Here is a 15,435-nt window from a genome sequence, read left to right on the forward strand (position 1 = left end):
CATGAGTCTCGTGAATAGCAACAGCTATCTCGAAAGCCTGCTTCAAGGACAACCGCGACTGCCGGCCAGTCCTCTTGCCTGGTTTAACCAGTTACGGGCAAATGCAGTCGACCATGCGGGGAGGCTGAAGCTGCCTACAACACGTGATGAGGAGTGGCGTTTTACTGACCTCTCGCCGCTTGCCCGGCAATCATTCCAGCCCGCTCGTGCTGCAGCAGCGCTGCAGGCCGCTGATGTCGAGCATTTTTCCGTGGCGGAAGCTGCTATCAGGCTTGTATTTGTCGACGGCAAATACATGCCGCAACTTTCTACTCCGGCAGAACGCCTCGGAAATCGCGGCTTGATCGCCACCAATCTGTCAGCAGCGATAACAGCGAATGCGGAGGCAATAGAGCCGCATCTGGGTCAGTATGCGCGATTCGAAGATAATCTGTTCGCGGCGCTCAATACCGCATTCCTGCACGATGGCGCTTTGGTCATCGTACCACGCGGGGCAGCGATCGATACACCCGTGCACGTGCTGCTCATTGCAACGCAACCGGAGGTGGCGAGTCATCCCCGCTGTCTTTTCATCGCTGAAGCGGGAAGCGAAGTTACTATTCTCGAGGATTACGTCAGCCTGAATGAAGCAGCCTATGTAACCAATGCAGTGACCGAGATCGCTGTGGGAGATAATGCCCAGATCAGTCATATCCGGGTACAGCGCGACGGCATCGAAGCATTTCATATCGGAAACTGTGCTGTTTCGCTGGCACATGCCAGCCGCTACCGCTCTGTGAGCGTTGCACTCGGGGCACGCATTTCACGCTACGACCTGAATACAGTGCTCGATGCCGAAGGGGCCGAGTGTGCTATCGATGGGCTGGCGCTGATTCATGACCGCCAGCTTGCCGATACGCATAGTTCCATAGATCATGCCAAACCCAACTGTATCAGCCGCCAGTTACATAAGTGCATCGCTGATGGTAGCGCACACGCCGTGTTCAACGGCAAGATCATGGTTCGTCCGGGCGCGCAAAACACGGATTCCGCGCAATCCAGCCGCAATCTGCTGTTGAATGCGAAGGCGCGTATCGATACCAAGCCGCAACTCGAAATTTTTGCGAATGACGTGAAGTGCGCACATGGTGCCACGGTAGGTCAACTCGATAGCGAGGAGCTGTTTTATCTCAAGAGCCGGGGCCTATCCGGAGTTACCGCGCGAAATCTGCTGACTTATGCGTTTGGCGCCGAGATCATTGATCGCATTCCCATCGCATCGCTCAAATACCGGCTTGAACAGACAGTACTGGAACAAACCAAGAAAAACTGAGCCATGAAAATCATAGATTCCACGCTGCAACCTCAGATTGATTCGACGCTCGACGTCGCACGTGTGCGTGCTGATTTTCCGATTCTGAAGCTTCAGGTCGAAGGAAAGCCGCTGGTCTACCTCGATAATGCAGCCTCCAGTCAGATGCCGCAGCCGGTAATCGATCGCCTGGTGCGTTATCAGACAAGCCAGCACGCAAATATCAATCGCGGAGTGCACTATTTATCCGAGACTGCCACGGCAGAGTATGAGGCGGCGCGTCGTAAATTGCAGCGCTTCATCAATGCGCGTGAAGACAGAGAGGTAATCTTTACCAGCGGAACGACAGATTCCATCAACCTCGTGATGCACGGGTATGGACGCAAATTCATCGGTGCGGGTGATGAAATCATTCTGACCACTTTGGAGCATCATTCGAATATCGTTCCGTGGCAGATGCTGGCGGAAGAAAAAGGGGCAAGGATACGTGTCGTGCCTATCAACGATGCCGGTGAACTTCTCATCGATGAATACGAGAAGCTTTTCAACGAGCGCACGAAGTTTGTCGGTGTGATGCACGTATCGAATGCTTTGGGGACGATCAATCCGGTCAGGGAAATGATTGCCTTCGCGCATGCCCGCGGTGTTCCGGTGCTGGTGGATGGCGCGCAGGCTGCGCCGCATATGAAAGTGGATGTCCAGGATCTCGACTGCGATTTCTATGCTTTTTCCGGACACAAGATGTGTGGTCCGACGGGCATCGGTATTCTGTACGGAAAAGCGGAACTTCTGGAGCGCATGCAGCCGTTCAAAGGTGGTGGGGACATGATTCTGTCGGTGACATTCGAAAGAACCACCTACAATTCCATTCCGCACAAGTTCGAAGCAGGAACTCCCCCCATTGCAGCCGCTATTGGGCTTGGCGCCGCCGTGGACTATTTGTCGAGTGTCGGTATCGATGCCATCGCCGCGTACGAGGTTGAATTACTCAACTACGCAACCGAACAGATGCGCCAGATACCCGGAGTGCGCATCATAGGCACAGCAGCGAAAAAAACCGCGGTGCTGTCCTTCGAGGTGGCGGGTGTACATCCGCATGATGTCGGTACGCTTTTGAATCAGGAAGGCGTTGCCGTTCGCACCGGCCATCACTGCGTGCAACCTGTGATGCTGCGCCTCAAGGTGCCTGCCACTACACGGGCTTCGTTTGCGTTTTATAATACAATGGCTGAGGTAGATACTTTCATCGCAGGCATTCGTACTGTGCAAAAGATATTTGTTTAATGATTACGAAATCGCTTTATCAAGAAGTCATCCTCGACCACAACAGGAAACCGCGCAATTACGGCAAGCTGGACAAGGCGAGCCATCATGCGGTGGGGCACAATCCGCTGTGTGGCGATCACCTCGATATTGATTTGAATCTTGAAGGGGAACATATCGAAGGCATTGCGTTCCATGGCGAGTCGTGTGCGATCTGCAAGGCATCTGCATCCATGATGACCACCGTTGTAAAAGGCAAGAGCCTTGCAGACGCAGAGATGCTGATCAAGGAATTCCGTGACATGGCCACGGGCACGCTGGATCTTGCCCACCCCCACCATCTGGGAAGGCTCACCGTATTTGCCGGCGTCCGCGACCTGCCCACCCGCGTCAAATGCGCGATTCTCCCATGGCACACGCTTCACGCAGCGCTCAATTCCGTCAGCACTACCTCAACCGAAGCGGAGGATGATCCCATGCACGCCCCGATAGGGGATGCCTGAGCTTTTCGTCAAGGTACCAAAAATGCCGAAGATAGTTGAAATAGAGGGAACTCCCAATAGGAATGCGTTGAAATTCATCCTCAAGGAACCGCTGACCTGGGGAGTAACGCGTTCGTATGATAATGCCGAGCAGGCGAAAGGCGATCCGCTTGCTGAAGCGCTGTTTGACATCGATCATGTCACTAATGTGTTCTATGTGGATCGGTGGATCACAGTGACCCAGGATGGCGCGGCTGACTGGCAGGACTTGGCACGGGAAGTAGCAGACCCTATTCGTGCCGCGCCGGCGGCAGATACCCAGACAGCCGCTACAGTTGCAGCCGCGAGTGCGGAAATTGCAAATTTAAGTCCTGAGGACCAGCAGCGGCTTAATTTGATCAACGAAATACTCGACGAGGAGATTCGCCCCTATCTCCAGAGCGATGGAGGCGATCTCCATGTACTTGGCCTTGAAGGCAACAGGCTGAGTGTTCACTACCAGGGTGCTTGCGGCACCTGTCCGAGCTCGATTACCGGCACACTGCGAGGCATTCAGAACATGCTGAGGTCAATAGAGCCTGATCTGGAAGTTGTTGCGGTCTGATATCTGCGGCATAATCCGGTTCGCGTGACGAACCCAGCTTCGGACCGATACCACTGTAATCAACCTTCCACGAAGGGAAGCTTTTCTGCTTCCCGAGTCTTTGGGGTGTTCATGTTCCTGACGCCGCGTTAGCGACCTGTCGTCCGCTTCAGTATATTTCAGTATATAGTATCTGCTTTTTGCACAGCGCTCAGTCCGCAGCAACTGAACGCATGTGCTGTTTCCGTTCGAAAAGCATATGCTCTGGATAAAATCTTTTCATATCGTCTTCGTGGTGGCCTGGTTCGCCGGGCTTTTTTATTTGCCACGGCTCTTTGTCTATCATGCCCTGACTACGGACTCGGCGGGCATAGAGCGGTTCAAAATCATGGAAAGAAAGCTCTATTATGGGATCATGACCCCCAGCGCGGTGCTGGCAGTCGTCCTGGGTCTGTGGCTCTGGCTGGGCTATGGCATCACTGGAGCCTGGCTGCATGCGAAGCTCGCACTGGTGGTATTGCTGATTGCGTATCACGGATACTGCGGCAGACTGCTGGCCGATTTCAAACGCGACCGCAACCGTCATGGCCATGTTTATTACCGCTGGTTCAATGAAGTCCCGGTACTCATCTTGATCGCTGTCGTGATACTCGTGGTGGTGAAACCCTGGTGAGCAAAGCGTAGTGATAAGTTGTCAGGGTTATCCAAAAGAACCACTTAGACGCTGTTTATCGAAGTTTCCGGGCAGCTGCTTATCGAGGTTTCCGGACAAGTCGTGCCTCCTTTCTCGTCACAATAATGCAAACAGTCACTGTTAATCTTGTCTCTACGTCTGCCCCGCGCAGTTATCCCATCCATATCGGTGCAGATGTCCTGACTCAGCCTGAACTCCTCCTGGATTATCTGGGTCAGAAGCGGGCAGCCATCGTCACAAATACTACGGTTGGGCCTTTATACCTCGAAAAATTTCGTGCGACTCTCGCAGTTCATGATGTGGTTTCAGTGCCGATCGTTCTTCCCGACGGCGAGGAATACAAGAACTGGCAAACCCTCAATCTCATTTTCGATGCTCTCCTGGCACACCGCTGCGAACGCAATACACCGATCGTCGCCCTTGGCGGAGGAGTTGTGGGAGACCTGGCCGGTTTCGCGGCCGCAACCTATTTGCGCGGCGTGCCGTTCATTCAGGTGCCCACCACACTTCTGGCGCAAGTCGATTCCTCAGTGGGCGGTAAGACCGGGATCAATCATCCGCTGGGCAAAAACATGATTGGGGCGTTTTATCAACCCCAGGCAGTAGTGGCAGATACCTCCACACTCGATACGTTGCCCGATAGGGAACTGTGCGCCGGTATAGCCGAGGTCATCAAGTATGGCCTTATTCGCGATCCGGCATTCTTCGGCTGGATTGAATCTCATATTGAGCTCCTGTTGGAACGTGAAAGTTCGATTCTGATCGAAGCAATAGAAAGGAGTTGTCAGCATAAGACGGAAGTTGTGGAAGCAGACGAGCGCGAGAGCGGCATGCGCGCCCTGCTGAACCTTGGACACACTTTTGGGCATGCAATCGAGAATGCCATGGGTTACGGCAACTGGCTTCATGGGGAAGCAGTGGCTGCGGGAACGATCCTGGCAGCCGAGGTATCACAACGTATGGGCATGATAGGCGAGGAGGATGTGGATCGAATCCGAAATCTCTATGTGAAGGCCGGACTGCCGGTGGTTGCTCCGAATCTCGGTCCGGAAAAATATTTGCGTCTGATGGGGCTGGATAAGAAAGTACAAGGCGGGAAAATGCGTTTCATACTGCTCGAGGATATCGGTCGGGCGGTGGTGCATGCAGATGTGCCACCCCCGATACTGACCGAAGTTCTGACGGAATGTACGGCTGATGCGTGAGCTGGCGTCCTATGCGGTATCGCCTGCCAACTCCCGCGGACGCCGCATTGCGGAAGAACCGTCTCCCGGCCGCACGCCTTTTCAGCGCGATCGCGATCGCATCATTCATTCCACCGCTTTTCGCAGGCTTGAGTACAAGACCCAGGTTTTCGTCAATCATGAAGGGGATCTGTTCCGCACGCGCCTCACGCACAGCCTCGAAGTGGCGCAGATCGGACGTTCCGTAGCCCGGAATTTGCGCCTGAACGAGGATCTGGTTGAGGCTATCGCGCTGGCGCATGATCTCGGCCATACCGCCTTCGGTCATGCCGGGCAGGACGCGCTGAACGAGTGCATGAAGGAACATGGCGGCTTTGAGCATAATCTGCAGTCCCTGCGGGTGGTGGATGTACTGGAGGAGCACTACGGCGCATTTGACGGATTGAATCTGTGCTTTGAAACCCGCGAAGGCATTCTCAAGCATTGTTCGAAGAAAAATGCGCTGGAACTGGGGGACGTTGGCGAGCGCTTCCTCACGAATCGTCGGCCTTCGCTGGAAGCGCAAGTCGCCAATCTGGCTGATGAGATCGCTTACAACAATCACGACGTGGACGACGGTTTGAGATCCGGTCTCATTATGCAGCAGCAACTTGAGGAGGTCGGAATATTTGCACGCCATCTGGCAATGGCCAGACAGCAATACCCGAAAATATCGGGCAGGAGGCTGGTCCATGAAACAGTGCGGCGCATGATCAATACGCTGGCGGGAGATTTGATCAGGCAAAGCGCAGTGAATATCGAGCAGGTAAGCCCTGGGACCCTGGACGAAATCCGGACTGTTCCCCCGCTGATCGGATTCAGCAGGGAAATCGCCCAGGAGCAGCAGGAGCTCAAAAAATTCCTGCGGGAGCATCTTTACCGGCACTACAAGGTATCGCGCATGAGTGCAAAGGCACGGCATATCATCTGCCAGCTCTTTGGCGCATTCAGTTCGGATATCCGGTTGCTGCCCCCGGAATTCCAGTCCAGATCTCAACAGGACAAGCATCAGGCCATCGCCGACTATATCGCAGGCATGACGGATCGTTATGCCATTCGTGAATACCGGCGTCTTTTCGTTGTCGAGGAAAGCTGACAGATCGTTCCTATCGTTGACCTTTTCGCGAATGACCGTGTGCCTTGTCGACCATTCATGGTAAGATGGAGGGTTGAAAGAGAACCTAACGGTTCCGGGGTCCCGACAGTCCCCAAGGCATCCATTTCCACTGGTAGCTCCACTGGTAACTCGAGCATCCGGTTTTACTGATTTTTGCGATTGATCGGGTCTGAATGACGAGATTGAAGAACGATACCCTGCTCAAGGCACTGCTGAGGCAGCCCACTGAATACACGCCGGTTTGGCTGATGCGGCAGGCTGGGCGCTATCTCTCCGAATATAATCAGACGAGAGCTCGTGCGGGCAATTTTCTTGCACTCTGCAAGAATCCCGACTTCGCCACCGAAGTTACGATGCAACCTCTCGCGCGATTTCCTTTGGATGCGGCCATCCTGTTTTCGGATATTCTGACGATTCCTGATGCCATGGGATTGGGATTATATTTTGCGGAAGGAGAGGGCCCCAGGTTCGAGCGCCCCTTGCGCGAAGAGTGGGAGATCCGGGCTCTTACCGTCCCTGATCCTGCTGTTCATTTGCGCTACGTCATGGACGCGGTTTCGCAGATACGCAAAACTCTGGATAATCGGGTCCCGCTGATCGGGTTCTCCGGCAGTCCGTTTACGCTTGCCTGCTATATGGTGGAAGGGGCCGGCGGAACTGATTTCCGGCAAATAAAAACCATGCTGTACCGGCGCCCTGATTTGCTGCATCACATTCTCGATATCAACGCGCAGGCTGTCACCGCTTATCTGAACGCTCAAATCGAGTCCGGCGCGCAGGCAGTAATGATTTTTGATACCTGGGGTGGGGCGCTTTCCCATGCCGCTTATCAGCAGTTTTCGCTGCGATACATGACCCAGATACTAGCGGGGTTGAGGCGGCATCAGGGGGCTGAGCGTATTCCGAGCATTGTTTTTACCAAAGGTGGGGGACTATGGCTCGAGAGTATCGCGGACAGCGGATGTGATGCAGTGGGGCTGGACTGGACCGTGAATATCGCAGACGCCCGGCGACGCGTGGGCCACAAGGTCGCCTTGCAGGGCAACCTTGATCCTGCCGTGTTATTCGCTGAACCGGAGATAATTGCTGCCGAAGTGGAACAGATTCTTGCGGATTTTGGCGAAGGCAGCGGTCACATCTTCAACCTGGGGCATGGCATATCGCAGTTTACGCCGCCCGAAAATGCGCTTGCGCTGGTTGAAGCGGTTCACAGCCTCAGCCGCAGATTTCATCGTGCGGATGCAGAGGGAAGCAGCATTTCGGCAGCTAGCGGATAAACGGAATTTTTTCACATCGAATCTACATGATATTTCTGCAGTCTGATTGGTTGGAACTTTTCACGTGCGCATACTTATTATTGAAGATGATCGGGCAATAGCCAGTAATCTGTACGACTTTCTCGAAGCTCGCGGTCACAGTGTCGATGCGGCGGCCGATGGGATTACAGGGCTGCATCTTGCGGTTACCCAGCAGTTTGATGGCATTTTGCTTGATCTGGGATTACCTGGTGCGGACGGTATAACACTGTGCCGGAAGCTTCGTCAGGAAGCGCATCTCGATACCCCGGTCCTGATGCTGACAGCGCGCGACACGCTGGAAGACAAGCTGAAAGGTTTCGATTGCGGGGCCGATGACTACCTGGTCAAACCCTTCGCCTTGAAAGAAGTTGAAGCGCGGCTGGTTGCCATGCACAAACGTCGAAAGGGGAAGGTAACCAGTCGAACGCTGGAAACCGAGGATCTTTCCTTCGATCCGAAAACTCTCACAATTCGCTTCGCGGGCGCGAACGTCAAATTGCCGCCAAAATGTATTGGCTTGCTTGCAGTCATCATGAGCGAGCCTGGCCGCGTTTTCAGCCGCAGAGAACTCGAATCGGAAGTATGGGGAGATGTGCAGGAAACCAGCGATACCCTCCGTAGTCACATGCACGAGCTTCGCCGCGCACTGACGCGCGCGGGTGGCTATGATCCAATCGAAACCGTTCACGGTCTCGGCTATCGGCTTTCCACGCGTGCCCGTAATTAGGCGCGGGCTTCGCCTTCGCGTTGCACTCGCGTTTGCGATATTCTGTATCGTCGTTGTCGGAACGCTGGGAGTCAGCCTGTATATCGCTTCCGATGACATCGAAGAAGCCCATATCGAGCAGATCATCGAAACCGAGATGGATTATCTGCTCCAGCGCTATCGCGAGCATGCGGACTTCGTGCCGCAGGAAGGTTCCAATCTCGAAAAATACATCATCCACGATTCCTCGGAAGAATCTCGTCTTCCTTCCTATCTGCAGGGGTTGAGTTACAGGCGGCACAAGGTTTTTCGCGGCCCGGAGGAAGTCCGGGTCGCGGTCCATCACGTGAACGGGGTCAAGTTTCTTGTCGCCTATGAAATAGGTCTGCATGAAGCGCGGCAACGGGAACTGAAACTGCTCATCGTCCTGTCGCTCGTTTCCGTCGTGGGTGTCGCAGTCGTGGTGGGGTATCTGCTGGCCGGTGTGCTGGTCAAGCAGGTGACTGATCTCGCCGAGCAGGTGAGGCATCTCGCGCCCGGTGACATCCAGGGGGAAACGCTTACCCAGCCCGGGCAGGATGAGGAAGTGGCGCAACTCGCGCGCGCGCTGGATGACTATCAAAGCCGCATAACCCGTATGCTGCGCCGGGAACAGGAGTTTACCGCCAATATAAGCCACGAGCTGCGCACTCCGATTACAACTATCCTGACAAGCTGTGAACTGCTGGTCGCGGAACCGAATCTGTCGGAAAGAGCGCGCATGCGCATCGGCATGATCGAAAGCGCCGCAACCCGCATGGGTGAGCAGTTGCAAGCCCTGTTATTTCTTGCGCGTGAGCAGTCGCTCGGGGTAATGGAACCCGTGGACCTGGCCGAGTGTGTCTACGATGCGGCAGAATCGATATGCGGGGAGATCTATCGAAAGCATCTTACATTCGAAGTCATGGTGGAACCGAAAGCCATGCTGACGCTGAACCGGCAGGCGATTCACACGGCCCTTGTGAATCTGCTGCGCAATGCGGTGCAATATACAAACAGCGGTTTCATACGGGTAAATTTCAAAGGCAACCGTCTTTCGATTTCCGATTCCGGTATCGGTATTGAGCCTTCCTATCTCCCCCTCCTGTATGAACGCTTCTTCCGCGGTTCAACGCAAGGTGAAGGTCTGGGCATAGGGCTTGCCATCGTCAAGCGCATTTGCGACTACTATGGATGGAGCATAGAAGTCGAAAGCATGCCGGGACAAGGTGCGACCTTCCATATTGTATTTCCCTGAGTTGTATTTCCCTGAGAATCGCTTTTCCTGGAGTCTTCGCCCCGGCGATTTCTGCCTGATTCTGTCTGATTGCCTGACATAGCGTAAGCTCTACAGTTCCCGCTATCGATTTTCTGCAAAATCCTCATCTTGCGGAGCTACTTCCGCCATTTTCTCCTTCCTGAAGACTCCACTTTTTAGTGACCGGACCGCTGGAATGTCCATCTTGCCCGGTGATGATGCTCGTTTAAACCCTGTTTATGAGGGGTATTTATCTTCACGAATTCTTCACATGGCATGTGTTAATTTGATACCTGAGTAAATACCTGAGTAAATTCCTCTGTTATTTTAAGTCGATGAATCGAGTTTGTTTTGGTTAAAGGGAATCCTGTCAACAGGTCAGAATACGTCACGAAGAAGAGGAGTAAAAATTATGCCAGCAGCAATAGACAAAGATGAAAGTATTCAGAAAGAGGGAAAGAGGATCGAGTTGGTGAAGGATTCTCCAAGACAGTTTGCAGCTTCCGGTGCCGCCGCAGTAAGTGCACCGGCTAGCCCGGATAAACGAGCGGATGTCAGTACGCTGCACGCCGAGCGGACTGTAGCCCAGGCGCAGGAAACCTCCGTTTCTTCCTTCAATGAAGAGGAAGTGATTCATGACCTGAGTCACTATCTGCCCTCGCAGGCTCCGCTGAAAGATTTTATTCATCATAATACATTACACGCATTCCAGAACTATCCCTTCCATGAGGGAACGCGTCGCGCAAAAAAAATATTCGGATATTTTCCCTCTCTTCAACTCCGTGAATATAGAGACCTGTACGAAGCCGGGCGTATTCGCAAAGATATTCTTGAGCGGGTCATCTCCGAGCAGAAGGGCGCACAGTATCTTGAGGATTGGATGCAGCGGCTGCTTGAGAAGGAATATGACGATTCCGTTTCCCCCCGAATAGGCAAACTGAGGGCGAACTGGAAGCGCCATTATCCTATTGACCTGGACCTGATGGTTCACCCGCTTCTGTTCAGAATCCTGTGTAGCTACCTCGACCAGGGAATTTCAATATGGGGTTTCCCTATAGGGCACAAGGGTTTTCTTGCGGCCATGAAGGAAATGGAAGAAAAAAGCTTTGCCAGTTTCTTCAAGACGAAGAGAGCTAAAAAGCTTTTGGTGTCCGGAAACTGCAAGATGGAGGATCTGCTGAAGCTCCTGGTGGGAGATGAAACTCTCTATGCGCAGTATCTGTTCGACCAGCAGTTTGCGCATCCCGGTTGGTCGGGCATGGTAGCTGCCGTCGAGGCCCAACCCGCCTCTCTCCTGAACCCGAAGAACATTACCGTTCATGACCTGGTTATCTTCGAGCTTTTGCTTGAGATTGACGCGCTCGATTCCTATTTCGGAGAAAGTTGGCAACCCATTGCCCGCATTCTGGAAGAGCGGCCTGAACCGTTGTTCGACGATGTGCCCGAGACTGAGATCGATACGGTTTTTTCCCTTTGGCACGATGCTTTTGAGTGGACGTACTACGACCAGGTGTTGACTGGAATAGCTTTGCAGGACAAGACCTGGGAAAGAAAGATCGAAAACAGAAGTTTCCAGACGTTCTTCTGCATTGATGACCGGTTGACATCGTTCCGCCGTTACCTCGAGCAGCTGGATCCGGATTGCGAAACGTTTACCACCGCCGGATTTTTTAACGTCGAACTGTATTATCAACCCGAGAACGGCAAGTTTTACACGAAATGCTGTCCCGCACCGGTCTTCCCCAAATTCCTCGTCAAGGAAATCGGTAACAAGCAGAAGATAAAGAAGGAAGTACATTTTTCCAAGCTCACGCATTCGCTTTTCCAGGGCTGGTTTATCTCCCAGACCATCGGGTTTGTGTCGGCTCTGAGATTAGCCTTGAATGTATTCAAGCCGGGCGCGATGCCTGCCATGGCCTCCTCTTATTCCCACGTGGACAAGAACGCGAGGCTCACCATCGAAAACAAGGACCCGAACGACAAGGAAAACGGTTTGCAGATCGGGTTTACGATTGACGAGATGGTCCAGCGCGTTCAGGGAGTGTTGACAAGCACGGGATTGAACGGGGTTTCGAAAACCTTCGCTCCCATTGTTTACATGATTGGCCACGGCGCATCCAGCGTAAACAACCCTCACTATACCGCCTATGACTGTGGCGCATGCGGTGGCCGGCCTGGATCGGTGAATGCCAGGACGTTCTGTTACATGGCCAATCATCCCAAGGTAAGGGAAGCGCTCAAAGAGCGGGGCGTCGTTATTCCGCCCACTACCCAGTTCCTCCCGGGTCTGCACGACACCACGCGTGACGAAGTCGCCTTCTTCGATGAAGATATTCTCTCCGAGGAAAACGCCGCCAAACACAGGAGGAATACGCTTGTCGTCAACGAAGCGCTCGATCTTCACGCCAAGGAAAGATCCCGGAGGCTGGTATCGATCAACACGAAAGCGAGTCCGAAAGAAATTCACGAAGAAATTCGACGGAGAGCAGTTTCGCTGTTCGAACCTCGGCCGGAGCTCAATCATGCGACCAATGCGGTAAGTATTATCGGCAGACGGAGCATTACGGAAAACCTCTTCCTGGACAGGCGGGCGTCGACAAGCACCTATGACTACCGCACTGATCCTGAAGGTAAGTTCCTCACTATGTCCATGGGCCCCATTGCGTTGGTTATGGGTGGTATTGACCTCGAGTATTTTTTCTCCCGGACCGACAATCACAAAATGGGTGCCGGAACGAAACTGCCGCACAACGTCATGGGTCTGATCGGGGTGGCCAACGGCGCGGATGGCGATTTGAGGACAGGGCTCCCCAGCCAGATGATTGAGGTCCACGATCCCGTCCGTCTCCTGGTCATCATCGAACATTATCCCGATGTGGCATTGAAGGTGATCAAGTCGCAGACAGCAAACTATTCGTTTTATGAAAACTACTGGGTGCATTGCCTGGTCGTGCATCCGGACACCGGTGAGCTCTGGCTGTACAAGGACGGTGATTTCTCCAAGATTTACAAGCCCCTGTTGAACGATCTGGAAACCGTATCGGATCTGAGCGTGTTGATGGAACGGGCCAAGAAAGCGGAATCGATCGAAACCCTGGATGCGGTTCAAGAGAATTTACCTGTCTACTTTATCGAGAAGAAGGAGAGAGTGAAAAAATGACGATGCCGCTGCTAACCTCGCTGCTTGGGGTATTCATATTCATCCCGTTGATCGGGTTTGCGCTCACCATGCTCGTGCCGAGAAAGAATGAGGATGCCATTTCCTGGATAGCCTACTCCACTGTCGGTTCGCACATGGTTTTGGCCTGGATATTCCTGGCCCTCTGGCTGTTCGCCGGATATCCGACGCTCGAGACAATTGAGCTTATCCTGTATAACACGGAAAGTTACAAGTTTTTCATTGCATTCTATTTCGATAAAATTACCGCGGTTTATCTGTTCGTCGGTTCCTTCCTCTGCTTTCTGGTTACCGTCTACTCCAGATGGTACCTTCATCGCGAAAGGGGCTATAAGCGGTTTTTCAACACCATCCTGTTCTTTTTCATCGGCTACAACATCATTATTTTCTCCGGTAATTTCGAGACGCTCTTCATCGGTTGGGAAGTTCTGGGAATCACCTCCTTCCTCCTGATCGGGTTCTACAGGGAGCGGTACCTGCCGGTAAAAAATGCACTCAAGGTATTCACGGTGTTTCGCGTGGCGGATATGGGCCTGATCCTCGTCATCTGGATGAGCCATCATCTGTGGCACGAAAACATCACGTTCTCCAAGCTCATGCATCCGGAACTGGTTGCACAGACTCTTCAGGGCAACGAGACACTGGGGATTTTGATCGGATTGATGCTCCTGCTGGCGGCCGCTGTGAAATCGGGCCAACTCCCGTTCTCTTCCTGGGTGCCCAGAGCAATGGAGGGTCCGACCCCGTCGAGTGCAATCTTCTACGGATCGCTCTCGGTTCATCTGGGCGTCTTCCTTTTGCTGAGAACGTTCCCATTCTGGGAAAACCAGCTCGTTGTGGTAGCGCCTGTGATTCTTCTTGGCGTGGCGACAGCCGTAGTCGCGACCCTTATTTCACGCGTACAGTCCTCGATCAAGACCCAGATCGCCTACTCTTCCGTGGCGCAGATCGGCATCATTTTCGTGGAAGTGGCGTTAGGGTTTTATGATCTTGCCTTGATCCATTTGGCAGGAAATGCATTCCTGCGGACGTATCAGCTTCTGGTTTCGCCATCGGCCGTGACCTTCCTGCTCCGCGATCAGTTCTACAACTTCGTTCCGAGGGAATACATCGACAAGCACTCCACCTCCAAGCAAATCGAGTACGCGGCCTATATGCTGAGCGTGAAGGAGTTCAACCTCGATTCGTTCATGTACTTCTTCTTCTGGGATCCCGTGAAATGGATCGGCAGGAAGCTGAACCTGGTGTTGTCCGGGGCCGGCGGTTTCGCTATCGCTACCGCACTTTTCTTCGCCGGCCTCGTCTGCCTGTACTACGAGCAGTCTTTACCGGTCGGGGTCCAGCAATTCCTGCCGACACTATTTGCCTTCATCGCGCTGATCGTCGTGCTGAAGTCTTTCTCAGAAAGAATGAGTCCCCAGTTGAGCTGGTACTTCGTCGTCATGAATCATCTCTGGATCGCGCTTGCCATCTCGTTTTACGATGAAGTGACGACCCGGGAGATCGTCATTTATATAAGTGGCATTCTCCTTTCAGGCCTTGTGGGATACGTGTGTCTGACCCAACTGAAGTCAATCGAGCGGAGGGTGGATCTGAAGGAACCTCAGGGTCATGTGTTTGAATACCCCGGCCAGGCTTTCATTTTCCTGCTTGCGTGTCTGGGCTTGATGGGTTTTCCTATTACGCCATCGTTCCTGGGAATAGACCTGATCTTCACCCATATTCACACAGACCAGATTGTATTTGCATTCATTCTCGCACTGAGCTTCATCATCGTCGGTCTCTCCCTGGTGAGAATATATTCACGGGTTTATCTTGGACCTCATGTTAAAACTTACCATGCCGTCCCCTTCAAAAACTCGTGAACGTGAAGCAATGATATGAAAGTGGGAATAAACAGACAGATCTGATGGAAATGAAAGGCGCCGGCTTAAACCCAGGGAATCAGAAGCCATGTGAGAGAAACCTCGGAATAAAGCCGGCGCTCAACGAGTATCTACAAGGGGGGTTATCAGGAAATAAGGAGGTACCGGAGTAATGAGTAATAAGTGAACGCCTCAGAAGGTTTCAGAAAATGTATTCGCTCTCCCGCAAGGGGGGTACCAGAGCGTAGACAAATCGTTTCTGACGACTTCAGCGCACGCAACTACGCCTCATCAGAGGCAATAAAAGACAAAGTATGCGAAGCCTCACACACTTCGGAAGAAAAAAGATGCTGGGGTGTAGAGGGTGGAAAAAGGAAATGCCGGATGGTATTCCGTACTTTGAGCAACTCCTCTGAAAGGGGATGGAATAAAAGATGAACTATATCACAAATGTGAAGA

Annotated in this window: 12 protein-coding genes; all 12 read left to right on the forward strand. The window is 53.0% G+C overall.

The genetic code is table 11. The annotated features are described in order from the left end of the window. The first annotated feature begins 1 nt into the window (after window position 1). The 12 genes from sufD (at window position 2) to ACZ5BW_RS03775 (ending at window position 14,976) form a co-directional block, all read left to right on the forward strand. The gene (gene sufD, locus ACZ5BW_RS03720) at window positions 2–1,312 is read left to right on the forward strand and encodes a Fe-S cluster assembly protein SufD (protein ID WP_464542660.1); all 1,311 of its coding nucleotides are present in this window, start codon (window positions 2–4) and stop codon (window positions 1,310–1,312) included. 3 nt (window positions 1,313–1,315) lie between these two features. Beyond that, complete coding sequence (locus tag ACZ5BW_RS03725) at window positions 1,316–2,575, forward strand: SufS family cysteine desulfurase (RefSeq protein ID WP_464542662.1); 1,260 nt, start codon at window positions 1,316–1,318, stop codon at window positions 2,573–2,575. Continuing rightward, on the forward strand, window positions 2,575–3,057 hold the full coding sequence (gene sufU / locus ACZ5BW_RS03730) for a Fe-S cluster assembly sulfur transfer protein SufU (RefSeq protein ID WP_074972088.1): 483 nt from the start codon (window positions 2,575–2,577) through the stop codon (window positions 3,055–3,057). Before ACZ5BW_RS03725 ends, sufU begins: the two co-directional genes overlap by 1 nt. A 22-nt stretch (window positions 3,058–3,079) precedes the next feature. After that, the gene (locus ACZ5BW_RS03735) at window positions 3,080–3,640 is read left to right on the forward strand and encodes a NifU family protein (protein ID WP_464542664.1); all 561 of its coding nucleotides are present in this window, start codon (window positions 3,080–3,082) and stop codon (window positions 3,638–3,640) included. Between the two features lie 238 nt (window positions 3,641–3,878). Continuing rightward, window positions 3,879–4,292, forward strand: coding sequence for a protoporphyrinogen oxidase HemJ (gene hemJ, locus ACZ5BW_RS03740; protein WP_464542666.1), 414 nt, complete (start codon window positions 3,879–3,881; stop codon window positions 4,290–4,292). Window positions 4,293–4,417: 125 nt separating this feature from the next. Next, window positions 4,418–5,518, forward strand: a complete 1,101-nt coding sequence (aroB, locus tag ACZ5BW_RS03745; protein ID WP_464542668.1) for a 3-dehydroquinate synthase — start codon at window positions 4,418–4,420, stop codon at window positions 5,516–5,518. Then, the gene (locus tag ACZ5BW_RS03750; RefSeq protein ID WP_464542670.1) at window positions 5,511–6,632 is read left to right on the forward strand and encodes a deoxyguanosinetriphosphate triphosphohydrolase; all 1,122 of its coding nucleotides are present in this window, start codon (window positions 5,511–5,513) and stop codon (window positions 6,630–6,632) included. The genes aroB and ACZ5BW_RS03750 overlap by 8 nt, the downstream gene beginning before the upstream one ends. Window positions 6,633–6,826: 194 nt before the next feature. After that, window positions 6,827–7,930, forward strand: a complete 1,104-nt coding sequence (gene hemE, locus ACZ5BW_RS03755) for a uroporphyrinogen decarboxylase (protein WP_464542672.1) — start codon at window positions 6,827–6,829, stop codon at window positions 7,928–7,930. A gap of 64 nt (window positions 7,931–7,994) precedes the next feature. Next, window positions 7,995–8,678 (forward strand): response regulator transcription factor, encoded by a 684-nt coding sequence (locus ACZ5BW_RS03760; protein ID WP_041352815.1) that lies wholly within the window; start codon window positions 7,995–7,997, stop codon window positions 8,676–8,678. Further along, window positions 8,617–9,933 carry a sensor histidine kinase gene (locus ACZ5BW_RS03765; protein WP_464542674.1) on the forward strand — a complete coding sequence of 439 codons (1,317 nt, stop codon included), beginning with the start codon at window positions 8,617–8,619 and terminating at the stop codon, window positions 9,931–9,933. Before ACZ5BW_RS03760 ends, ACZ5BW_RS03765 begins: the two co-directional genes overlap by 62 nt. 412 nt (window positions 9,934–10,345) lie before the next feature. Continuing rightward, the gene (locus ACZ5BW_RS03770; RefSeq protein ID WP_464542676.1) at window positions 10,346–13,093 is read left to right on the forward strand and encodes a YbcC family protein; all 2,748 of its coding nucleotides are present in this window, start codon (window positions 10,346–10,348) and stop codon (window positions 13,091–13,093) included. Further along, on the forward strand, window positions 13,090–14,976 hold the full coding sequence (locus ACZ5BW_RS03775) for a proton-conducting transporter transmembrane domain-containing protein (protein WP_464542678.1): 1,887 nt from the start codon (window positions 13,090–13,092) through the stop codon (window positions 14,974–14,976). The genes ACZ5BW_RS03770 and ACZ5BW_RS03775 overlap by 4 nt, the downstream gene beginning before the upstream one ends. The last annotated feature ends 459 nt before the right edge of the window (window positions 14,977–15,435 follow it).

The sequence above is a fragment of the Nitrosospira sp. TNL300 genome, assembly GCF_055385915.1.